Source organism: Blattabacterium cuenoti, from assembly GCF_014252295.1.
GTDB lineage: Bacteria > Bacteroidota > Bacteroidia > Flavobacteriales > Blattabacteriaceae > Blattabacterium > Blattabacterium cuenoti_V.
In genome coordinates, this window is record NZ_CP059215.1 from 573,007 (window position 1) to 596,240 (window position 23,234).

The 23,234-nt window shown below is 25.5% G+C and carries 19 protein-coding genes and 1 tRNA gene; 11 read left to right on the plus strand and 9 right to left on the minus strand.

The genetic code is table 11. The features are described 5' to 3' along the window. Positions 1-8 precede the first annotated feature (8 nt). From leuD to H0H40_RS02830, 3 genes are read right to left on the minus strand one after another with little or no spacing between them, the layout of a single operon-like run. On the minus strand, positions 9-614 hold the full coding sequence (leuD, locus tag H0H40_RS02820; RefSeq protein WP_185868989.1) for a 3-isopropylmalate dehydratase small subunit: 606 nt from the start codon (positions 612-614) through the stop codon (positions 9-11). Beyond that, positions 589-1,983, minus strand: a complete 1,395-nt coding sequence (gene leuC / locus H0H40_RS02825) for a 3-isopropylmalate dehydratase large subunit (RefSeq protein ID WP_185868990.1) — start codon at positions 1,981-1,983, stop codon at positions 589-591. The genes leuD and leuC overlap by 26 nt, the downstream gene beginning before the upstream one ends. A 2-nt stretch (positions 1,984-1,985) precedes the next feature. Continuing rightward, the gene (locus tag H0H40_RS02830) at positions 1,986-3,200 is read right to left on the minus strand and encodes a 2-isopropylmalate synthase (protein WP_185868991.1); all 1,215 of its coding nucleotides are present in this window, start codon (positions 3,198-3,200) and stop codon (positions 1,986-1,988) included. Positions 3,201-3,343: 143 nt separating this feature from the next. On the opposite strand from H0H40_RS02830, the gene H0H40_RS02835 reads away from it, so the two are divergent. Together H0H40_RS02835 and tyrS are read left to right on the plus strand one after the other, a co-directional pair. After that, positions 3,344-4,909 carry a hypothetical protein gene (locus tag H0H40_RS02835; RefSeq protein WP_185868992.1) on the plus strand — a complete coding sequence of 522 codons (1,566 nt, stop codon included), beginning with the start codon at positions 3,344-3,346 and terminating at the stop codon, positions 4,907-4,909. Positions 4,910-5,341: 432 nt separating this feature from the next. After that, the gene (gene tyrS, locus H0H40_RS02840) at positions 5,342-6,622 is read left to right on the plus strand and encodes a tyrosine--tRNA ligase (RefSeq protein ID WP_185868993.1); all 1,281 of its coding nucleotides are present in this window, start codon (positions 5,342-5,344) and stop codon (positions 6,620-6,622) included. Between the two features lie 3 nt (positions 6,623-6,625). On the opposite strand, the gene era is transcribed toward tyrS, so the two are convergent. Then, positions 6,626-7,510 (minus strand): GTPase Era, encoded by an 885-nt coding sequence (era, locus tag H0H40_RS02845; RefSeq protein ID WP_185868994.1) that lies wholly within the window; start codon positions 7,508-7,510, stop codon positions 6,626-6,628. Positions 7,511-7,528: 18 nt separating this feature from the next. Next, the gene (gene clpB, locus H0H40_RS02850; RefSeq protein ID WP_185869352.1) at positions 7,529-10,162 is read right to left on the minus strand and encodes an ATP-dependent chaperone ClpB; all 2,634 of its coding nucleotides are present in this window, start codon (positions 10,160-10,162) and stop codon (positions 7,529-7,531) included. A gap of 97 nt (positions 10,163-10,259) precedes the next feature. On the opposite strand from clpB, the gene prfB reads away from it, so the two are divergent. Genes prfB through menD form a run of 6 tightly spaced genes read left to right on the plus strand, consistent with a single transcriptional unit; the run spans position 10,260 to position 16,771 of the window. Beyond that, positions 10,260-11,360, plus strand: coding sequence for a peptide chain release factor 2 (prfB, locus tag H0H40_RS02855; protein ID WP_185868995.1), 1,101 nt, complete (start codon positions 10,260-10,262; stop codon positions 11,358-11,360). Positions 11,361-11,373: 13 nt separating this feature from the next. After that, a complete protein-coding gene (locus H0H40_RS02860) occupies positions 11,374-12,765 on the plus strand; it encodes a type III PLP-dependent enzyme domain-containing protein (protein ID WP_185868996.1) in 1,392 nt (463 codons plus the stop codon). Continuing rightward, the gene (speB, locus tag H0H40_RS02865) at positions 12,762-13,640 is read left to right on the plus strand and encodes an agmatinase (RefSeq protein ID WP_185868997.1); all 879 of its coding nucleotides are present in this window, start codon (positions 12,762-12,764) and stop codon (positions 13,638-13,640) included. Before H0H40_RS02860 ends, speB begins: the two co-directional genes overlap by 4 nt. Before the next feature lie 10 nt (positions 13,641-13,650). Then, positions 13,651-14,358, plus strand: coding sequence for a (d)CMP kinase (cmk, locus tag H0H40_RS02870; RefSeq protein WP_185868998.1), 708 nt, complete (start codon positions 13,651-13,653; stop codon positions 14,356-14,358). Beyond that, the gene (fabG, locus tag H0H40_RS02875) at positions 14,355-15,089 is read left to right on the plus strand and encodes a 3-oxoacyl-[acyl-carrier-protein] reductase (RefSeq protein ID WP_185868999.1); all 735 of its coding nucleotides are present in this window, start codon (positions 14,355-14,357) and stop codon (positions 15,087-15,089) included. The genes cmk and fabG overlap by 4 nt, the downstream gene beginning before the upstream one ends. A 5-nt stretch (positions 15,090-15,094) precedes the next feature. Beyond that, positions 15,095-16,771 (plus strand): 2-succinyl-5-enolpyruvyl-6-hydroxy-3-cyclohexene-1-carboxylic-acid synthase, encoded by a 1,677-nt coding sequence (gene menD / locus H0H40_RS02880; protein WP_185869000.1) that lies wholly within the window; start codon positions 15,095-15,097, stop codon positions 16,769-16,771. Here the strand turns inward: menD and H0H40_RS02885 are convergent. From H0H40_RS02885 to H0H40_RS02895, 3 genes are read right to left on the minus strand one after another with little or no spacing between them, the layout of a single operon-like run. After that, the gene (locus tag H0H40_RS02885) at positions 16,766-17,314 is read right to left on the minus strand and encodes a SanA/YdcF family protein (RefSeq protein WP_238785682.1); all 549 of its coding nucleotides are present in this window, start codon (positions 17,312-17,314) and stop codon (positions 16,766-16,768) included. The two genes, menD and H0H40_RS02885, sit on opposite strands and share 6 nt — an antisense overlap. A 32-nt stretch (positions 17,315-17,346) precedes the next feature. After that, positions 17,347-20,628 (minus strand): preprotein translocase subunit SecA, encoded by a 3,282-nt coding sequence (gene secA, locus H0H40_RS02890; RefSeq protein ID WP_185869001.1) that lies wholly within the window; start codon positions 20,626-20,628, stop codon positions 17,347-17,349. A gap of 27 nt (positions 20,629-20,655) precedes the next feature. Further along, a complete protein-coding gene (locus H0H40_RS02895; protein ID WP_185869002.1) occupies positions 20,656-20,889 on the minus strand; it encodes a DUF2795 domain-containing protein in 234 nt (77 codons plus the stop codon). A gap of 132 nt (positions 20,890-21,021) precedes the next feature. Between H0H40_RS02895 and fmt the strand changes: the two genes are divergently transcribed. Both fmt and H0H40_RS02905 read left to right on the plus strand, forming a co-directional pair. Further along, positions 21,022-21,984: a methionyl-tRNA formyltransferase gene (gene fmt, locus H0H40_RS02900; protein WP_185869003.1), complete on the plus strand. Its 963-nt coding sequence runs from the start codon at positions 21,022-21,024 to the stop codon at positions 21,982-21,984. 114 nt (positions 21,985-22,098) lie between these two features. Then, a complete protein-coding gene (locus H0H40_RS02905) occupies positions 22,099-22,365 on the plus strand; it encodes an HU family DNA-binding protein (protein ID WP_185869004.1) in 267 nt (88 codons plus the stop codon). A 54-nt stretch (positions 22,366-22,419) separates the two neighbouring features. On the opposite strand, the gene pdxH is transcribed toward H0H40_RS02905, so the two are convergent. Then, positions 22,420-23,079, minus strand: coding sequence for a pyridoxamine 5'-phosphate oxidase (gene pdxH, locus H0H40_RS02910; RefSeq protein ID WP_185869005.1), 660 nt, complete (start codon positions 23,077-23,079; stop codon positions 22,420-22,422). A 68-nt stretch (positions 23,080-23,147) separates the two neighbouring features. On the opposite strand from pdxH, the gene H0H40_RS02915 reads away from it, so the two are divergent. Beyond that, positions 23,148-23,221, plus strand: a tRNA-Met gene (locus H0H40_RS02915). Positions 23,222-23,234 lie beyond the last annotated feature (13 nt).

The window sequence follows — 23,234 nt, forward strand, 5'->3', positions numbered from 1 at the left end:
CTTTTAATTCATTCAAAAAATAGAAAATTTTTTCTTGTTTTTTCAAAAATTTCTACATCTTTTTTCATAGAAACTAAAAAATCTATATCGTCATATCCATTCAAAAAGCATTTTTTTTTATATGGATGTATATAAAATTTTTCAAATTCTCCTGTATCTACTATCATAACTTTTTGATTTATTAAATCTACTTTTATTTTCATCAAAGGATTTTTATTAACTATATCAAATAATTTATCCAAAAAATATTCGGAAACTTCTACAGTTAGCAATCCATTATTTAAAGCATTTTCTTTAAAGATATCGGCAAAAAAACTAGATATTACAACTTTAAATCCATAATCATAAATAGACCATGCAGCATGTTCTCTACTAGAACCACATCCAAAGTTTCTTCCTGATAAAAGAATTTTTCCACTAAAATTAGGATTATTTAATATAAAATCTTCATTTAAAGATCCGTCTTTTTTATATCTCCAGTCCATAAAAAGATTTTTTCCACATCCTTTACGTTTAATTTCTTTTAAAAAACGAGCTGGAATAATTTGATCTGTATCTACATTTTCTATAGGCAATGAAATTACTTTGCTAATCAATATTGTAAATTTTTTCATGAATATATTTATTTATATCTACAATTTTTCCTTCAATAGCTATAATAGCAGCAGTCAAAGGACTTGCTAGTAAAGTCCTAGATCCAGGACCTTGTCTACCTTCAAAATTTCTATTAGATGTAGAAACACAATATTCTCCTAAAGGGATTTTATCTTCATTCATTCCCAAACAAGCAGAACATCCAGGTTGACGAAATTCAAATCCACAATTTCGAAAAATCGTATCTAATCCTTCTTTCCGAGCTTCTCGGACTACTTTATTAGATCCAGGAACTACCATTACACGCGTATGTCTCGCTTTATTTTTCCCTTTAACTAAAGTAGCTACTAATCTCAAGTCTTCTATTCTAGAGTTAGTACAACTTCCTATAAAAACATAATTAATTTTTTTTCCTATTAGAGATTCTCCTGGAGAAAATCCCATATAATTTAAAGATTTTTGATCAAAATCAAATTTTGGAATTGATTCAGAAATTTTTATTGCCATTCCAGGATTTGTTCCATAAGTTATCATGGGCTCAATTTTTTTAGCATCAAAAATATATTCTTTATCAAAAAAAGTATTTTTGTCTGTTGTTAAAGACTTCCAATATTCTATTTTATTTTTTAAATCGTTAAATTTTATATTCTTACATTTCTTGATATAATCGAAAGTAATTTGATCTGGGGAAATTAATCCACCTTTTGCCCCCATTTCAATACTCATATTGCAAATCGTCATTCTTCCTTCCATGCTCATTTGTTTAATAACAGAACCTGTATATTCTATAAAATATCCAATTCCTGCATATACACCTAATTTTGAAATAATATATAAAATAACATCTTTTGGTGTCACTCCTCTTTTTAAATTTCCATTTAATTGAATCCTCATTTGTTTTGGTTTGGAGAACAACAAACATTGACTAGCCATAACCATTGTTACTTGACTAGTTCCAATTCCAAAAGCTATACAACCAAAAGCACCATGAGTTGAAGTATGACTATCTCCACATACTATTGTCATACCAGGTAAAGTGTAGCCTAACTCAGGCCCTATTACATGAACTATTCCATTATTTTTATGACCTAATTCGTATAGTTTTATTCCAAATTTATGACAATTATCTGATAATAAATTTATTTGTTTTCTAGATAAAGGATCTGGAACAGGTAAATGTTGATTTTCCGTAGGAACATTATGATCCGCAGTTGCTATAATTTTTTTTGGTCTGAAAATAGAAAAATTTCTTTTTTTTAATTCTAGGAAAGCTTGAGGACTTGTTACTTCATGTATATAATGTCTATCAATATAAATAACATACATCTCATTCTCTAGTTCTTTAACTATATGGGATTCCCAAATTTTATCAAATAATGATTTTGACATCTTTACACAACATTTATTCTTCTGTTAGTATTCGTGCTATTGTTAGCATGCAATATCTTTGTATTCAAATTAGCTATTTTTAAGATTTTTTTTAATTCTGTATCGGTAATTTCTTTTTTTTCATCTGCATATTTTAAAAAAATAGAATAAACCAAATCTAAAGAACTTTTTCTCAAAACAAATCCCAGTTTTTTATAACGATAAGATAAAGCTGCTCTTCCACTTCTAGCCGTTAGTATAATGGATGAATGATTTATTCCAACATCTTCTGGATTAATACTTTCATAAGTTTCTCTTCTTTTTATCACTCCATCTTGATGAATTCCTGATGAATGAGAGAATGCGTTTACCCCCACAATAGCTTTATTAGCTTGTACTTTCATTCCAGTACATTCAGATACTAAATGACTTGTAGAAGAAATAAGTTTTGTATTAATATTAGTAAAAAGGTTTAAATGAGAATTTTGTTTAATAATCATAACTATTTCTTCTAAAGAAGTATTTCCAGCCCTTTCTCCAATTCCATTAATAGTGCATTCCACTTGTTGTGCTCCATTCATAATTCCAGATAAAGAATTAGCTGTTGCTAATCCCAAATCGTTATGACAATGAGTAGATAACGTAATTTTATGAATTCCTTTAACATTTTCTTTTAAAAATCGTATTTTTTCTCCATATTCTTCCGGAAGACAATATCCTGTAGTATCTGGTATATTAATAACAGTAGCTCCATATTTAATTACATTTTCACAAACTTTCGCTAGAAAATCATTTTCTGTCCGTCCAGCATCTTCTGCATAAAATTCGACATCTTCTACGAATTTTTTAGCATATTTTACTGCATTAATAGATCTTTCTATAATTTTATCCGGGGTACTTTTAAATTTATAAACTATATGAAAATAGGAAGTTCCTATTCCTGTATGTATTCTCGGTTTTTTTGCATACTTTAATGCTTCCCCTGCTATTTCTATATCTTTTTCTACTGCTCTAGATAACGCACAAACTACAGTTTTTGAAACTGATTTGCATATTTTCTGAACAGATTGATAATCTCCTGGACTAGAAGTAGGAAATCCTGCTTCAATGACATCTACGCCTAAATCTTCTAATTTTTTAGCTATTCTTATTTTTTCTTTAGTATTTAATTTACACCCAGGAACTTGTTCTCCATCCCGTAATGTTGTATCAAAAATTTGTATTCTTTTATTTTCCATACTATTGGATTATTTTAATAATTTCAAAACTATTTTTTCTCGGAAAAAATAGAAATAAATTATTTTAATACTTACAATATCTAATTATATAGATTATTTTATATTTCTCTATTTATCATAATAAATATTATTATATAATTACAATGTCTAACTACAATAATAAATTAGATAATCTTCTCTTGCTAATTAAAACTTTATCAAAATCAGAAAAGAGAAATTTTAAACTTTATGCCAATCGTATCAAACGAAACAAGTATGCTAAGTTTATGAAACTATTTGAAATAATGAGTCAAATAAATTATTACGATGAAAAAAGGATATTAAAATATACAGATATAAAAAAAGTGCAATTGTCTAATATGAAAGCTCATTTGTATCAACAAATTTTGATTAGTCTTAAATTGCAACATACTGAAGAAAATCATGATATACAAATACGTGAATATTTAGATTTTTCTAAAATTTTATATAATAAAGGATTATATATACAAAGCTTAAAATTTTTAAAAAAGGCAAAGATTATTGCTAGATATTATGAATATAATACTATTCTTTTAGAATTAGTTGAGTTTGAAAAAATGATAGAATCCCAACACATAACTAGAAGTCTTTATTCTAGATCTGGAGAATTATCAACAGAATCTAAAGAATTAATTGAAAGAATACAATGTAGAAATGCTCTATCCAGTCTTTCTCTAGAATTATATGGTTTATATTTAAAAGTAGGATATGTAAGAAATAAAAAAGATAAAGTATTTATAGAAACATATTTTCGTACAAATTTACCTAAATTTGATATTGATAAACTTAGTTTTTACGAAAAATTGCTCTTATATCAGGCTCAAGTATGGTATCATTATATAAGACAAGATTTTATCATGTGTTATAGATCATCTTATAAATGGGTTGAATTGTTTCAAAATAATAAAAAAGAAAAAAAAATAGCTCCTGTTAGCTACTTAAAAGGATATCATTATTTATTAGATACTCTGTTTTATTTGAATCATTATTCAAAATTTACTGATGTATTAAAAAAATTGGAAAAAGAAGTTAAAAATGGAGAAATACTTATTAATGGAAATACAAAGATATTAATTTTCATGTATACATACACTAATCGTATTAACAAGCATTATATGGAAGGAAGTTTTTCAGAAGGTGTAAAAAAAATAATTCCATCATTATTTATAGATTTTCAAAAAATTTCTAATCATATGGACTATCATTACATTATGGTTCTTTACTATAAAATTGCTTGTTTATATTTTGGAAGTGGAGATAATGAAAATGCCATTTTTTATTTATCAAAAATAATGGTAAATAAGAAAAAAAATCTCCGACAAGATTTACAATGCTTTGCAAGACTTCTTCATTTAATTGCTTGTTATGAAAGTGGGTTAGATGAAAATATGGACCAAAAAATTCAATCTGCATACAGATTTTTTATTCAAATGAATGATTGGTTTTTTGTGCAAAAAGAAATAATACATTTTTTTAAAAATCTTGGAAATGTATATCCACATCAGATGAAAGGTCAATTTAAAAAATTAAGAGACAAATTAATTAAATATTATGATCATCCTTATGAAAAAAGAACTTTTCTATATTTAGATATTATTTCTTGGCTAAATTCTAAAATCAAAAATAAGTCTGTAGAAATTATTATAAAAGAAAAGTTTATAAAAACTCATCATCAAATAATGAAATAAGAACGTAATTATTTCAAAAGAAAAAAAATTCTAAAAAAGAGAATCATAAAATATGAAAAAATAAAATTAACAAAATATCTTAATAAAAAAAAATTAGAAATTTTATCATAGTCTATTATTAAGTAAACAAAAAAAAAATACTAAGAAATAACTTAATTATACCAGATAATACATAAATACATATATTTATTTTCGATTTTTTACACTTTATACTATAGTTTACCACCAAACAAAGAAAAAATAAAAAATTACCTAAGGGTAATAAAAAAATATATATTCTTGATAGAAACATCAAATCTTTCTTGAAAAAAATGGCATTGAAAATAATGTGAATTAAACTAAAAGAGAAAGTGAAAAAATTGTATACTATCATTTTTTTTTTCATACCTAAAATTTGATCATTCTTACTTATTAATTAAGACATAATATTAGATGCAAAGAAACATTATTGATGAACTCTCATGGAGAGGGTTAATAAAAAATAAAGTTACTGGAATAGAAAATATAGAAAAACCTATCACGATGTATATAGGATTTGATCCAACATCTGATTCTCTTCACTTAGGAAGTTTAGTTCCTATTATTATTCTCATTCATTTTCAAAAAATGGGACATAAATCTTTAATATTAATTGGTGGAGCAACTGGTTTTATAGGAGATCCTTCTGGAAAAGAAAATAGTAGAATTTTTCTTAGTCAAGAAATATTAAAAAAAAATACAGAGTCTATAAAAAATCAAATTTTAAAACTTTTAAAGTTTTTTTCAGAAAAAACAGAATTTTTAAATAACTTCGATTGGATTCAAAATATTTCTTTTTTAGAATTTATTCGTGATATTGGTAAATATTTTACTGTAAATTATATGATTTCTAAGGAAAACGTAAAAAAAAGAATAAAAAATAAAGATAAAAAAAACGGAATTTCTTTTACTGAATTTTCTTATTCACTTATACAAGGATATGATTTTTTATATTTAAAAAAAATGAAAAATTGCCTATTGCAAATAGGAGGATCTGATCAATGGGGAAATATCACAACAGGTATAGAATTAATAAGAAAAAAAACAGGAGAAAAAGCATATGGATTAACTTTTCCTTTAATAACAAAACCTAATGGAATAAAATTTGGAAAAAGTGAAAAAGAAGAAAACATATGGTTAGATAAAAGGAAAACTTCTCCATACAAATTTTATCAATTTTTGATAAACATTTCAGATTCCGAAATTGAAAAATATATAAAAATATATACCTTTTATTCTAAGAAAAAAACTATTCAATTAATTATTCAACACAGAAAAAATCCAGATAGAAGATTTTTGCAAAAAAAATTAGCTTATGAAATAATTCAATGGATTCATGGAAATAAAATTTCCGAAGAAATCATGAAAATAACAGATATTTTATTTTATAAAAAATATGAATATTTACGATTCTTAAACGAAGAGACTTTTTTTTCTATATATAATCATATTCCACATATGATTCTTCCTTTTGAAAAATTTAAGAAAGGTATTTTTTTAATAGATCTATTAAAAATAAGTGGTTTTTTTTATTCTAAAAGTGAAGCTAATCGTGCTATACAAGCAAACTCAATTTTTTTAAATAAAATTCAGGTAAAAGAAAATATATTACTAAAAAAAAATAACGTTATAGGAAATAAATATATTTTACTGCAATTTGGGAAAAAAGAATTTTTTATTATAAAAATTGAATAGAATTCAGTATCCAAAAAATTTCAATTTTTTGTAGTCGTATCGCCAATTTTTACAAACTTTTACATAAATCTTTAGTTTAACCTTCTTTTTTAAAAAAGACTCTATGCTTTTTATCGAAAAAAATTTTAACTTCTTAAGAGAACTTCCCCCTTTACCAACTAAAATTCCTTTTTGAGAATTTCTTTCTACGTATATGTAAGAAAATATATAGATGAAAGTTTTTTCTTTTTTAAAAAGGATTGTATCTATTTCTACGGAATAAGGAATTTCTTTTTCATATAAAAAAAATATTTTTTCTCTAATTATTTCATTTACAAAAAAACGTTTAGGTCGATTACTTAAAAATTCTTTAGGATAATAAGGAGGATGTTCAGACAATAAAGATATTATTTTCTTCATTAAAAGATCTTGATTTGTTTTTTTCAATGCAGATATTGGCAATATTTCTGAATTAGGAAATAACTTAATCCAGTATTTCATTGAATTATGAAATGATATATTATCTTTATATTCTATTCCTATTTTATCTATTTTATTTATCAATATAATAATAGGAATATTCATTTTTTTAATTTTATTAAATATTGAAAAGTTCTCTAATTTTCCAAACTCTGTTATTAATAAAATAATATCTGCATCAGATAATGATTTTTCCACATACTGCATCATAATTTTTTGCATAGGATAAACAGGATAGATTATACCTGGAGTGTCAGAAAATATAATCTGAAAGTCAGGCTCATTAATAATTCCCAATATTCTGTGACGAGTAGTTTGTGGTTTCCATGTTATTATGGATATCTTTTCTCCTATTAAAGAATTCATTAAAGTAGATTTTCCTGCATTAGGAGATCCTATTATATTCACAAAACCAGATTTATGGATCACTGTTTCAAATTATTTAATTTATTGAATATTAACATTTTCTAATTTTTCTGATCGACGAAATACAATTCCTTGCTCTTTAAAATAATCTATCAAAATATTATGATTTTTCTCTATTTTTCCTCCAAGTATTTCTTTGGAAAGATTATTTAAAATATCATGTTGGATGACTCTTTTTAAAGGCCTAGCTCCAAAATGAGGATCATATCCTTTTTCCGATAAATATTCTATAGCCTCATTCGTTGATTCTATACGAATATTATTTATTTTTAATAATAAATCACACAATTTTTTCATTTGTAATTTCACAATATCTCTAATTTCATTTCTAGAAAGAGGTTTAAATAAAATAATTTCATCTATACGATTAATAAACTCAGGTCTTACAATATTTTTTAACAAATCTATTAAAGTTTTTTTTGTAGCTATCATCCTATTAGAATTAGAATATATTTCTTGATCAAAATTATCCTGTATAATATCCGATCCTATATTGGAAGTCATAATAATAATAGTATTTGTAAAATTAACTATCCTTCCTTTATTATCTGTTAATCTTCCATCATCTAAAACTTGTAATAAAATATTAAAAATATCTGAATGAGCCTTTTCTATTTCATCTAATAAAATAACACTGTAAGGACGTCTTCGTATAGATTCTGTTAGTTGACCACTTTCATCGTATCCTATGTATCCAGGAGGTGCTCCTATAAGTTTACTTAAAGAATGACGTTCTTGATATTCACTCATATCTATACGAACCATATTATTTTCATCGTCAAATAGATATTCTGCTAAAGTTTTAGATAATTCTGTTTTTCCTACTCCTGTACTACCCATAAAAAGAAAAGACCCTATGGGTTTTTTTTCATCTTGTAATCCAGCTCTAGAACGTCGTATTGCATCTGCTACAGCTTGTATTGCATCATTTTGACCAATTACTCTTCTATGTAATTCTTTTTCCAAAAATAATAATTTATCTCTCTCACTTTGCAACATTTTAGTAACCGGAATTCCGGTCCATTTAGATACGACTTGAGCTATATCTTCTCTAGATACTTCTTCTTGTATCATTTTTTTTCCATTATATTCCTGTTTTTTTAATTCATTTTCAAATTCTTTTACTTTTTTTTCCTCTTCTTTTATTTTTCCATATCTTAATTCTGCAACTTTACCATAATCTCCTGATCTTTCTGCTTGTTCAGATTCAAATTTGTAGTTTTCTATTTTATCCTTAGATTTTTGTATTCCTTCAACTAAATCCTTTTCGCATTGCCATTGATCTTCTAATTGCATTCTTTTTTCATTTAATTTCAATAATTCCTTTTTTAAAGGAATCAATTGTTTTTCATCATTTTCTCTTTTCAAAGCTTCTATCTGAATTTCCATATGCATAATTTTTCTGTGTAATACATCTAATTCTTCTGGCTTCGAATTAATTTCCATTCTTAATTTCGATGCGGCTTCGTCTATAAGGTCTATAGCTTTATCAGGTAAAAATCGTTCATTAATATAACGTTTTGATAACTCAACTGCTGCTATAATAGATTCATCTTTAATTCTTACTTTATGATGACTTTCATATTTTTCCTTAATTCCACGTAATATAGATATAGAATCAGATATAGATGGTTCATCTACATACACTTGTTGAAATCTTCTTTCCAAAGCCTTGTCTCTTCTAAAATATTTTTGATATTCATTCAAAGTTGTAGCTCCTATAGCTCTAAGCTCTCCTCTTGCTAATGCTGGTTTTAGAATATTTGCTGCATCCATAGAACCTTCTCCTCCTCCTGCTCCAACTAAAATATGAATTTCATCAATAAACAAAATAATTTCACCATCTGAATATGTAACTTCTTTTACTACAGATTTAAGACGTTCTTCAAATTCTCCTTTATATTTTGCTCCTGCAATCAAAGAAGCCATATCTAAAGAATAAACTTGTTTGTTTTTTAAATTATCTGGAATATCTCCACTAATGATTCTATGAGCTAATCCTTCAGCAATAGCTGTCTTACCAACTCCAGGTTCACCAATTAAAACTGGATTATTTTTTGTTCTTCTAGATAAAATTTGTAAAACTCTACGTATTTCTTCATCCCGTCCAATAACTGGATCAAGTTTTCCTTTCTCAGCCCATTTATTAAGGTTTTTTGCGTATTTTTCCAGAGCATTGTAGGTATCTTCAACTGTAGGAGACATTACATTTCCGTTTCTTTTTCTGATATTTTCAATTATTTTTTGAATGTTTTTTTCTGTAATTCCTTGATCAATTAATAATTGAGATGTTTTATCAAAACTCATAAAAATTCCGTAAAAAATATGTTCTACGGAAATAAATTCATCTTTTAATGTTTTAGCATAGCTTTCAGCTATATTTAACATTTTTGTAAAATGATTGCCAAAATGTTGAGAAAAGGATCCACTTAATTTTTTTGGAAAAGAAGAAATAATACGATCCAATCCTTCTTTTATTAATTGATAATTTACTTTTAATTCTTTCAAAATAAAAGGGATTATATTTACTTCTTTCTCTAAAAGAGATTTTAAAATATGTGCATTTTCAATAATTTGTTGATTATTTTTTAGTGCAATATGTTGCGCTTCCTGTATTACTTCTCGAGATTTTGTGGTCAACTTATTATAATTCATCATATGAAAATGAAATTTCTGAAGTTTTAAATCGTAATATAAAAAAAATAAAATTTATGATCATTATAGTTTTTCAAAAATATTTATTTTCGTATTTATGATAAAAAAAGAAGAAGTTCAATCTCTTTCAGAAAAAATTCATAAAATTCGTGATTTTCTAAAAATTGATAAAATAGAGAATTCTTTAAACAAAGAAAAACAAAAGATATCGGATCCTAGTTTTTGGAATAATTATCAAAAATATAAATATTCTATTAAACATATACATGACATGGAAACATGCATAAAAGATTTCACAAAATTGAAAAATGCATTGGAAGAATTAGAAATAATATTCTCTCTTTCTAGAGAAGAAAATTTAGAACAAGAATTCCAAACTCAATTGGATAAAACTAAAAAATTACTTCTAAATATAGAATTCAAAAATCTTTTCTCAGAAAAAGAAGATTCTTACAACGCTATTTTACAAATTTCTTCCGGAGCTGGAGGAACTGAAAGTTGTGATTGGACTTCTATGTTAATGAGAATGTATTTTATGTGGGCTGAAAAACACAATTTTTTCGTGAAAAAAATAAATTCTATATCCGGGGACATAACTGGAATAAAGTCTGTTACTCTAGAAATATATGGAATTTATTCTTTTGGATATCTAAAAGGAGAAAATGGAGTCCATAGATTAATACGTATATCTCCATTTGATAGCAATTCTAAACGTCATACTTCTTTTTCTTCTGTTTATGTTTATCCTATAGTAAATGAAAATATGGAAATAAATATTAAATCATCTGATATTCAATGGGAAACATTTCGTTCTAGTGGAGCAGGAGGACAAAATGTCAATAAAGTAGAAACAGGAGTTAGATTACGTCATCATCCTACAGGAATCACAATAGAAAATACAGAATCACGTTCTCAAATACAAAATAGACAAAAAGCTTTACAACTTTTAAAGTCTAAATTATTTGATATAGAAATGATTAAAAAAAATGAAAAAAAGGAGAAAATAAAATCCGAAAAAAAAAAGATAGAATGGGGTTCTCAAATACGGAATTATATTATGCATCCTTATAAATTAGTAAAAGATTTAAGAACAGGTTATGAAACTACACAAGTTCAATCCGTAATGGATGGTGAAATAGATACTTTCTTAAAAAAATATTTGATTCATCAAAAAAAAAATAAAGAAAATCAAATTTAATTGACATTTTACAATGAAAATTCGTTATGAAGATCTAATTGATCAAACTTTTGATTTTCCTACTGAGGAGTTTTCTATAAAAAATAATCTATTAGAATTCCATGGGATTCCATTAATGGATCTAATAAAAAAATACGGAACTCCACTAAAATTTACATATTTACCAAAAATATCTCAAAACATAAAGAAAGCTAAAAAATGGTTTGAAAAAGCGATCCATTCTAATAAATATAATAATAAATATACTTATTGTTACTGTACAAAAAGTTCTCATTTTTCTTTTATATTAGAAGAAGCATTAAAAAATAATGTTAGCATTGAAACTTCATATGCTTATGATATAGAAATTGTAAAAAATCTTTATCAGAAAGGAAAAACTAGTAAAAAAATTGAAGTAATATGTAATGGATTCAAAACAAAAAATTATATTGAAAATATATCAGAATTAATAAATAATGGTTTTTACAATACAATACCAATATTAGATAATTCAGATGAATTAGATAAACTAAATTTAGTTATCAATTTTCCTTTCAAATTAGGAATACGTATAGCCTCTGAAGAGGAACCAAAATTTGAATTTTATACTTCTAGGTTAGGAATAGGATATCAAGACATTGTTCTTTTTTATTTGAACAAAATAAAAAATAATCCAAAAGTAGAATTAAAAATGTTGCATTTTTTTATTAATACAGGAATAAAAGATACTGCTTATTATTGGAATGAACTTTTTAAATGTTTACATATTTATGCTAAATTGAAAAAAATAGCGAAAAAATTAGATATTTTGAATATAGGAGGTGGATTCCCAATTAAAACATCTATGTCTTTCAATTATGATTATGAATATATGGCTAATGAAATTGTTTATCAAATTAAAAAATTTTGTCAAGAAGAAAATATTCCTGAACCACATATATACACAGAATTTGGTGCATACACTGTAGGTGAAAGTGGAGGAATTTTATATAAAATACTTAATCAAAAACGTCAAAATGATAGAGAAAAATGGAATATGATAGATAGTTCTTTTATGACTACTCTTCCTGACACTTGGGCAATTAGTAGGAGATTCATTATGATGGCTATTAATCGTTGGAATGATTGTTACGAAAGGGTATTTTTAGGAGGATTAACATGTGATAGCGATGATTATTACAATTCGGAACAACATATGAATGCCATATATCTTCCTTTTTTTCATGAAAAAACTCCACTCTATATCGGATTTTTCAATACTGGAGCTTATCAAGATACAATTAGTGGATATGGAGGAGTTCATCATTGTTTGATTCCACAGCCTATTCATATATTAATAAACCATGACGAAAAAAATAATTTTGTATATAGAATATTTCGTCATTCACAAAGACCTGAAGAAATATTAAAAATATTAGGTTATTGAAAATTTTTGATAAAAAAAAAACTTTTGCTGGAATATCTAAAAAATATTCTACACTTGAAAAATCTAATACAGTACTGATTCCTGTACCATATGATTCTACTCAAACATGGAAAAAAGGTTCTAAAAAGGGACCTAAATATTTTTTATCTGCAGCAGAACACATAGAATTATATGATATTGAAACTAATTCAGAAGTATATAAGAGAGGGATTTTTATTGTTCCTATGCCCGTAATTGATTCAATTTCCTCTATCAAAATGGTTGAAAAAGTATACGGAACTACAAAAAAATATCTTCTCAAAGAAAAATTTGTTACTCTCATAGGAGGAGATCATTCTATATCTATAGGAAGTATTCGAGCCTTTGGAGAAAAATATCAAAATTTAAGTATTCTTCATATGGACGCACATGTAGATTTACGTCCTGTATATAAAGGAAACCCATACAATCATGCTTGTTCTATGCATGAAGCTTCCAAAAAATATCCACTAATACAAATAGGGATACGAAGCATGGATTCACTTGAAAATAAATTTCTTCAAAAAGGAAATGTTTTTTACATGCATGAAATTTATCAAAACGATTTCTGGATGAAAAAAGCCATTCAAAAACTTTCAAAAAATGTATTCATTAGCATAGATATAGATGTTTTTGATCCAAGTATTGCTCCTTCGACTGGCACTCCAGAACCAGGAGGATTAGATTGGTATACAACTTTAAAATTTTTAAAAAAAGTTTTTGAAAAAAAAAAAATAATAGGATTTGATATAGTTGAACTTTTGCCAAATGAAAAAGAATCCTCTACAGATTTTTTAGCTGTTAAACTTTACTACAAATTACTATCATATAAATATGAACTAAAATTAAATAGATAATATTATTAATATGAATGATAAAATTATCATATCTATAGATGGATATTCTTCATCTGGGAAAAGCTCTTTGGCAAAAGAAATCTCTAAGAAGTTAAAATATAAGTACATAGATACAGGAGCTATGTATAGAGGAGTGACTTTGTTAGCGATTAGAAAAGGAATTTTTAATAGTGATTTGTGGAATGTACAAAATTTTATACCTTTTCTAAAGAATATAAATTTTAAATTTATATGTAACAATAAAATTGATCAAACAGATATATTTTTAAATGGAGAAAATATTCAATCTGAGATTAGATCATTAGATGTAACGAAAAAAGTTAGTTTCATATCTCAAATTCCTGAAATTCGTGAAAAATTAACTCTTATACAGAAAAATTTTGGGGAAAAAAAAGGAATTGTTATGGATGGAAGAGACATTGGTTCTTCTGTTTTCCCTAAATCAGAATTGAAAATTTTTATGAAAGGATCTATAGAGGTTCGTTCTTATAGGAGATATCGAGATTTACAAAAAATAGGAGAACAAATTTCTTATGAAGAAGTAAGAACAAACATTATTCATAGAGATATTATGGATACTTCCAGGACAATTTCTCCTCTGAAAAAACACATAGATTATATAGAAATAGATAACACGTTTTTAAGCATGGAAAAACAATTAAATTTAATTTTTCAATTAATAAATAAAATCAAAAAAAATAAACATTCTATTGTATGAAATTATTAAATGAAAAAATAGCTTTAGTTACAGGAGGTTCAGGAGATATAGGAAAATCTATTGTAAGAACTTTTGTGCAACATGGAGCTAATGTTATTTTTACATTTTTTTCCTCAATAAAGGAGGCAAATAAATTAGTTTCAGAACTAAAAAATTCAGTAGAAGCATATCAAACTGATCTTTCAAACTTTGATTCATCAAAAAATTTAGTTGAAAAAATCGTAAAAAAATATGGAACCATAGATATATTAGTAAATAACGCTGGTGTTATAAAAGATAATTTTTTGCTTAAAATTTCTAAAGATGATTGGGATTACGTGATAAAAACTAATCTTTATTCTGTATTCAATTTAACTAAATATGTTATCTTTCCTATGATTAGACAAAAAAAAGGAAGTATTATTAATATGAGTTCCGTTATAGGATTAACAGGAAATATTGGACAATCTAATTATGCAGCATCCAAATCTGGAATTATTGGATTTACTAAATCTATAGCTAGAGAACTAGGAAAAAAAAATATCCGTTGTAATGCTATAGCTCCTGGATATATTACTACAAAAATGAATTCTCGTCTTCCATCTAAGATAAAAAATAATTGGATAAAGAATATTCCATTAAAAAGAGCAGGAACTCCTCAAAATATTGCTAATTGCACTTTATTTCTTGCTTCAGATTTATCTGACTACATCACTGGTTCTGTATTAAATGTAAATGGAGGATTAATTTAATTAATATGTATTCCAACAAAAAAGTTGTGCAAAGTTTAGGTGAGATACTAAAAAAGAAATCTATATTTAATATAATTATATCTCCAGGATCTAGAAATGCTCCCATTATTATTCATTTTACACAAAATAAATATTTTAAATCTTATAGTATCGTAGATGAACGTTGTGCTGGTTTTTTTGCTTTAGGAATAGCACAACAAATCAGAACACCTGTAGTTCTTAGCTGTACTTCTGGATCTGCTGTTGTTAACTATTATCCTGCAGTAACAGAAGCTTTTTATCAAAATATTCCACTTATTTTAGTAACTGCAGATCGTCCAAAAGAAATTATAGATATTTTTGACGGACAATCAATCCATCAAGAAAATATTTTTCAAAAACATGTAGAAACATCTGTTCAACTAACAGAAGAGGAAACTCAATCAGGTTTGTGGTATAATGAAAAATTGATAAATGAATCGATTAATAAATGTATTTTAAAAAATAAACCTATACATATTAACATCCCTTTTTCAGAACCTCTTTACAAAACAACAAATCGATTAAAAGTAAATCCTAAAATTATAAGAACTATAACAGAAAAAAATTCCTGTATTAAAATATCTAAATCTTATAAAAAAGAACAATTGATATGGAAAAAATATGCAAAAAAAATGATTTTATTAGGATTAAATTATCCAGAAAAAAATATGAAAGAAATATTAAGAAAATTAAGCTTAGATTCGTCTATTGTTATCTTAACAGAAACAACATCTCATGTACGGAGTAAATTATTTTTTTCAAATATAGATCAACTTGTTTTTAATATGTCTGTTAAAGAATGGTTGAACTTTAAACCTCATATTCTATTAACTGTTGGAGTAAATATTATATCCAAGAAAATAAAATTCTTTTTAAGAAAATATCCTCCAATATATCATTGGCATATAGGAGAAAATTATGAAAATTATCCAGATACTTATTATAAATTAACTACTTATTGGTCTATGACTCTAGAGTCATTTTTTCAAATTTTTCAAAATTATAATTTATCGATTTCAGATTACAGATACAAATGGGAAAAATTAAGAAAAACAAGAATAAAAAAACACAATTTTTTTTTCAAAAAAGAAAAAAGTTTTTCTGATTTAAAAGTTCTTTTCTTTGTATTCAAATCTATTCCAAACAATTCAATTTTACAATTAGGAAATAGTATGATCATAAGATATTATGAACTTTTTTATCAAAAAAAATCTTCTGTTCAATCTTATTGTAACCGTGGAACATCAGGAATCGACGGATGTGTTTCAACAGCTATAGGTTCTGCAATAAGTAGTAAAAAAATTGTAACATTAATCATTGGAGACATAAGTTTTTTTTACGATAGTAATGCTTTATGGAATAATTATACTCCAAAAAATTTTAGAATTATACTTATTAATAATGGAGGTGGAAACATTTTCAGATTTATTTCAAAAACTAAACTTCCTGAAGAAATTTTCAATTTTTTCGAAACGAAACATATTTTTTCTGCGAAAAAAATATGTGAAATGCATAATTGGAACTATGAAAAAGTTTCTAATCAATACACTTTAAAGAAAAGTTTATCTTTTTTTTGGAAAAAATCAGATAATCCTTTTCTACTTGAAATAGATACTCGTCAATATAAGAATGCAAAAATTTTAAAAAAATATTTATCATAATGATTGAAAAATCAAAAAAATATCCCAGAAAACTTTAATCCTAGCGAATACTTCTCTAAGTTGTATTTTACTGTCAAAAGACAGGTTTTTAGCATTAAATCCAATAATATCTAATCCTAAACAATTTCCAATAAAAATAGCTCTCTCATTATGAAATTTTTGAGATATAATTGTAAATCTTTTTTGATTAAAAATTTTATAAACTCTTAAAACAGATTGTAAAGTATTGATCCCATAAAAATCTTCATATATAAAATGAGAAGGAATTCCTTTTCTTATTAATTCTTTTTTCATCATTTTGGGTTCATTGTAATTTTTTTCTCTATTGTCTCCACTTACAATAATGTATCGTATCTTTTTATGATAAAAAAGAGAACAAGCAGCATCAATTCTATATTGAAAATAAGCATTCACTCCTCCTCCATGTAAATATTTAGAAGTTCCTAAAACTACTCCAAATGTATTATATGGTACATAATTTACACGATCAAAATTTTTTTGCACAGCTAAAAAGCTAACCGCAATATAGCAAAAAGAAATCAATGAAATTATGATAAAAAATATTCGTTTTTTTTTTAAAGAGAATCATTCTCTATAATCCATTCTCCTTTTTCTAAAAAGAATTCCGCCTGTTTAAATTTAATGTTTTTGGTCTCTCCTGTAATTAAATGACGAATGTTAATTCTATTATTTCTTCCAAATTTTCTTCCATTTTTTCCTTTCATTAAAAGATCTATTTTTATATTATTTTTTGGAATACACAAAATATCACATTTCATTATGGTAGACTTAAGTAAAAAAGAAACAATTTTCTTGTTAATATCATAGATTCTTTCTTGAAATAAATTAAAAGCATTTTGTTTATAAACAATCAAAGGATCTTTTTGTTCAAAAACCGCATTTTGCACAGAAAATCGTAAATTATCCATTTCACGCAAATGCTCCTTCCATTTTTCATCCATGAAACATAATATAGTCTTTTTTTCAAATGTCGATAACAAAGATCGACCTTTTGTATTGTACAATTCATTCAAATCTGATGTAGAAACTAAATTTTGTAATCCATCAGTAAAAATAACTTGTATTCGATAAGATTCTATATTTTTAATATTAGATATAATAGGCATTATATCTTTGTTAATCATTTCTTCCTTTTTTTTATGATAGAAATTAATAATGATATCATGAAGTTTATTCACACAATCACGTTTTTTATATGATAGAAATTCTATTTCCTGAAATGGAAATTTCCAATTAAAAATTTGAATAAACTCATATTCTAAATTTTTAAAATTATTTAAAGATTCATTAGCTGAAATCATCACATCTAACAAAACATAAATCATATTAGAAATATCTAAACTCAATTCTCTACCAAATAATGCATTTTTACGTTTTTTATAAATAAATTCTCTTTGCCTATTAATTACATCATCATAATCTAATAAACGTTTTCGTGTACTAAAATTATTATCTTCTATTTTTTTTTGTGCTTTTTCAATAGATTTTGTTAATAAAGAATGTTGTATTATATCACCTTCTCTATGACCAAATCTATCCATTAATCTTGAAAGTTTTTCTGAATCAATAAATAAACGAATTAAATTATCCTCTAATGAAACATAAAATTGAGAACTTCCTGGATCTCCTTGACGTCCAGATCTACCTCTTAACTGATTATCTACTCTTCGAGAATCATGTCTTTCTGTTCCAAGAACTGACAATCCTCCATTTTTAACAACCTCTTTTGATAATTTAATATCTGTTCCACGACCTGCCATATTTGTTGCAATAGTAACCGATCCAGGGAATCCTGCTTTTGCTATAATATATGCCTCTTTATCATGCAATTTTGCATTCAAAACATTATGCAAAATTTTTCTAAATTTTAAAGCTCTACTTAAAAATTCTGACACTTCAACAGATGTTGTTCCAACAAGAACTGGACGTTTTTCATGTTCAGATAAATAAATAATTTTTTCTATAATTGCGTTATATTTTTCTCGTTTTGTTTTGAAAACAAGATCTTGTAAATCTTTTCTTTGTACTTTTTTGTGTGTAGGAATTACTACTACATCTAGTTTATAGATATGCAAAAATTCTCCTGATTCTGTTTCTGCTGTTCCAGTCATCCCTGATATTTTTCTATACATTCTAAAATAGTTTTGTAAAGTAATTGTAGCAAATGTTTGACTAGAAGATTCTATTTGTACATTTTCCTTCGCCTCTATAGCTTGATGTAATCCATCAGAATAACGTCTTCCTTCCATAATACGACCAGTTTGTTCATCTACTATTTTTACTTTTCCTCCTAAAACAACATAATCTATATCTCTTTCAAATAAAGTGAAAGCTTTAAGAAGCTGATTGATAGTATGTATCCTTTGTGATTTAATAGAAAAATTTTTTAAAATTTTTTCCTTTTCTTTTATTTCATTATCCTTAGATAATTTAGATTTTTCTAAATCAGAAATTTCTACATTTACATCTGGTAATATAAAAAATCCTACATCTTTTACATTTTTAGATAAAAATTCAATTCCTTTATCTGTTAATTCAACTGTGTTATTCTTTTCGTCAATTACAAAGTAAAGATCTTTGTCTACTTTATATATTTCTCTTCCATGGTCTTGTAAATACTGATTTTCAGTTTTTTGCAAAATAAAACGGATGTTATCTTCACTCAAAAATTTAATTAAGGATCTTTTTTTTGGTAATCCTCGATATGCCTGAAATAACTTAAATCCACCTAATTTCTTATCGTTATTTTTTATCAAATTTTTTGCTTCTTGTAAAAAATTATTTACTACTACATTTTGCTTTTTTACAAGATTTTCTACATATTCTTTCAATAATTCAAACTCCTCTTTATTATCTTTTTTAGGATCTACAGAACCGGATATAATTAAAGGAGTACGAGCTTCATCTATTAAAACAGAATCAATTTCATCTATAATAGCATAATTTAATTCTCTTTGAACCAATTCTTCTTGAGAGCAAGCCATATTATCCCTTAAATAATCAAACCCGAATTCATTATTGGTTCCATAAGTAATATCTGCCTGATATGCTTTTTTACGATTTTGTATATCAGAAGGTAAATAATTATCGATACAATCAACCTTTAAGCCATGAAATTCCATCAAAGGAGACATCCATCCAGAATCTCTTCTAGATAAATAATTATTAACAGTGACAATATGAACTCCTCTTTCTGATAAAGCATTGAGATAAGCAGATAAAGTCGCTACAAAAGTTTTTCCTTCACCTGTTGCCATTTCAGCTATCTTTCCTTGATGTAGCACAACACCTCCCATTAATTGAACATCATAATGAACCATATCCCAAACTATGGATTTTCCATATGCATTCCACTTATTTTTCCAAATAGATTGATTTTCATTATTTAAATATACATAAGACTTTATTTTCGATAATTCTTTGTCAAAAGAAGTTGATTCCACTATAAGTTGTTTTTTCTCTTTAAAACGTTTTGCTGTTTCTTTAATTAAAGCAAAAGCTTGAGGTAAAATTTTCATCAATTCTTTTTGTTCTGTTTCATAACATTTTTCTCTAATTTCTTCTATTCTATGGTGAATAGTTTGTAATCTACTAATAGAAAAAAATTTTTCTTGTATTTCTTGAAGCAATTTTTCCTTTTCTTCATCAAATTTTTTTGTAGAATCTTTTATAATTTTTTTAAAAAAATGAGTTTTATTTCTCAATTCATCATCAGATAATACAGACATATTACTCTCCTCTTCTTTGATTAAAACCAAAAATGTTCTAATCTCTTTGAGGTCTCTTTCATTTTTATTAACTAATAATTTATTTAAAATTTTTCTGATAAAACTCATTAAAAATATATATCAAAAATAAAAAACTTAAAGTTCATATTCATCTCTGTTCCAATAAAAATCTTCATCATCACGTGGATAATCAGCCCATATATCTTCTATAGAGTCAAATACTTCCCCTTCTCCATTTTCCAATTGTTGTAAGTTTTCAACAACTTCTAAAGGAGCTCCAGTACGTACAGCGAAATCAATCAATTCTTCCTTTGTTGCAGGCCAAGGTGCATCTTCTAAATGAGAAGCTAATTCTAAAGTCCAATACATATATTGATGTTTTCTATATTTACTTAAAAATCAAAAAAAATGATATTTTTATATATTTGATTTTCAAAAATCAATGAACTTTTTCATAAATCACAAGATAAAATTAGTGAATTTAAATTACAAATAAATTATATGAAAAAGTTTCCAAAAATTGTATTTATAGGATCAACACATTTTTCACTTTTTTCCTTAAAAGAACTGTATATAAAACAATATAATATTGTAGGAATAATTACCAATCCTGATAACCCATTTTCTAGAAGAAAAAAAAAATATTTTTCTCCTGTGAAAAAATATGCATTAGATAACAATATTCCTTTTTTACAACCAATGAATCTTCTTGATGATTTATTTTTAAAAAATTTAAAAATATGGAATGCAGATATACAAATTGTTGTTTCTTTTAAAATATTGCCTAAAAAAGTATGGAATTTTCCTAAAATGGGATCTTTAAATTTACATCCATCTCTTCTTCCACAATATAGAGGAGCTTCTCCTATTAATTGGGTTATTATTAATGGAGAAAATAAAACTGGACTAACAACTTTTTTCATTGAAGAGAAAATAGATCACGGAAAAATTATTCTCCAAAAAGAGATAAAAATAGGAAAAAAGGAAACCGCAGGAGAATTAGAAAATAAACTAAAAAAAATGAGTGGATCTATGATTAGAGAAACTTTGGAAGTTATCATAAAAAACAAAGTAAAACCTATTAATCAAAAAAAAGATGTTAATATTTTAAAATATGCACCAAAAATATTCAATAAAGATTGTAGAATTCAATGGAATGATCCTTCTATTGAATCTATTTACAATAAAATAAGAGGGTTAAGTCCTTTTCCTACTGCATGGACCCTATTATTTTTTAATCAAAAAAAATTCGTTAGATTTAAAATTTTTCTAGTTAAAAAAATGAAAAAAAAACATTCTTTTCCTATTGGATTGATATTTATAACATCATCATGTCAAATGCAAATATCCGTTAAAGAAGGATTTATATCGATTATCGAAGGACAAATAGAAGGAAAAAACAGAATGAATATAAGAAATCTAATTAATGGAATAAAAATGAGGGAAAATATTTTTGTTCAATAAGACAATATTTTTTCTTATAGTTTAGTCTGTTGATCCCTTATAAATATAAATATTTTATATTTGCTATTGTTAATTATAAGATTGTTTTATAGTTGATTAAATATATATAAATTCATGAACAAAACAGAATTGGTTAATTCAATAGCTGAAAAAACTGGAATAACAAAAATAAAAGCTAAAAATGTAACAGATGCATTTATTGAAACAATAATTGAATCTTTAAAAAAAGGAGACAAGGTTACCTTAGTAGGATTTGGAACCTTTTCTGTTGTGGAAAGAAATCCTAGAAATGGAGTTAATCCTAGAACAGGTAAAAAAATACATATTCCAGGGAAAAAAGTTGCTAAATTCAAAATAGGTGCGGAATTAACAAAATTGTAAATTTAAAAGATAAAGTTTGTGGTGGAGTACAAACTTTATCTTATTTATCTATTTTTATGGTGATAATCTATATAAAATCCACTTTTTTTCTCTATCTAAATTATAAACAAGTCTATCATGAAGTCTATTTGGCTGTCCTTGCCAAAATTCTATTTTGTAAGGTTTTATAATATAACCACCCCAATAAAAAGGACGTTTTATTGTTTTTTTATTTTTTTTGAAAAACAAATCCCATTTTTCATACTGTTTTAATAAAAATTCTTTAGATGGAATTTTGGTACTTTGATTAGAAGCCCAACATCCTATTTTATTTTCTTTAGGTCTTTTATGAAAATATTCGTCCGATTTTTCTTTTTTTATTTTATATGTTATTCCTTTAATAATAATTTGTCTTTCTGTTTCTTTCCAATAAAAAGAAACACAAACTTTTGGTCTATTTTGAATAGATATTCCTTTAAAACTATAATAATTTGTATAGAAAATGAATCCTTCTTTAGAATACTCTTTAAGTAAGACAACTCTTGTTTCTGGAGATCCGTCCATTCCTATAGTAGAAATAGACATGGCGTTAATTTCATTATTATTTTTTTTTTGAACAAGTTTTTCTTGTTGAAACCAATCGTGAAATAATTGAAAAGGTTCTTTTGGTACTTCATATTCTAATAAAGAATTTTTATGATAATTTTTTCTATAATGACTTAAATCAAAAACCATAATTTTTATTTATTGATAATAAAATGAAAATACAAAAATATACTATCTTTATTCCTGTTTAAATATGATGCGTGATAGCTCAGTTGGTTAGAGCGTTGGATTCATAACCCAGAGGTCGGGGGTTCAATTCCCCCTCACGCTATTTAAAATAAAAA

Bases quoted from the DNA above. Each gene is read 5' to 3' on its own strand.
- H0H40_RS02905 (WP_185869004.1), top strand. From the start codon at position 22,099: ATGAACAAAACAGAATTGGTTAATTCAATAGCTGAAAAAACTGGAATA.
- clpB (WP_185869352.1), bottom strand. From the start codon at position 10,162: ATGAATTATAATAAGTTGACCACAAAATCTCGAGAAGTAATACAGGAA.
- leuD (WP_185868989.1), bottom strand. From the start codon at position 614: ATGAAAAAATTTACAATATTGATTAGCAAAGTAATTTCATTGCCTATA.
- tyrS (WP_185868993.1), top strand. From the start codon at position 5,342: ATGCAAAGAAACATTATTGATGAACTCTCATGGAGAGGGTTAATAAAA.
- menD (WP_185869000.1), top strand. From the start codon at position 15,095: ATGTATTCCAACAAAAAAGTTGTGCAAAGTTTAGGTGAGATACTAAAA.
- cmk (WP_185868998.1), top strand. From the start codon at position 13,651: ATGAATGATAAAATTATCATATCTATAGATGGATATTCTTCATCTGGG.
- H0H40_RS02895 (WP_185869002.1), bottom strand. From the start codon at position 20,889: ATGTATTGGACTTTAGAATTAGCTTCTCATTTAGAAGATGCACCTTGG.
- fabG (WP_185868999.1), top strand. From the start codon at position 14,355: ATGAAATTATTAAATGAAAAAATAGCTTTAGTTACAGGAGGTTCAGGA.
- H0H40_RS02830 (WP_185868991.1), bottom strand. From the start codon at position 3,200: ATGGAAAATAAAAGAATACAAATTTTTGATACAACATTACGGGATGGA.
- H0H40_RS02835 (WP_185868992.1), top strand. From the start codon at position 3,344: ATGTCTAACTACAATAATAAATTAGATAATCTTCTCTTGCTAATTAAA.
- H0H40_RS02860 (WP_185868996.1), top strand. From the start codon at position 11,374: ATGAAAATTCGTTATGAAGATCTAATTGATCAAACTTTTGATTTTCCT.
- leuC (WP_185868990.1), bottom strand. From the start codon at position 1,983: ATGTCAAAATCATTATTTGATAAAATTTGGGAATCCCATATAGTTAAA.
- pdxH (WP_185869005.1), bottom strand. From the start codon at position 23,079: ATGGTTTTTGATTTAAGTCATTATAGAAAAAATTATCATAAAAATTCT.
- fmt (WP_185869003.1), top strand. From the start codon at position 21,022: ATGAAAAAGTTTCCAAAAATTGTATTTATAGGATCAACACATTTTTCA.
- secA (WP_185869001.1), bottom strand. From the start codon at position 20,628: ATGAGTTTTATCAGAAAAATTTTAAATAAATTATTAGTTAATAAAAAT.
- prfB (WP_185868995.1), top strand. From the start codon at position 10,260: ATGATAAAAAAAGAAGAAGTTCAATCTCTTTCAGAAAAAATTCATAAA.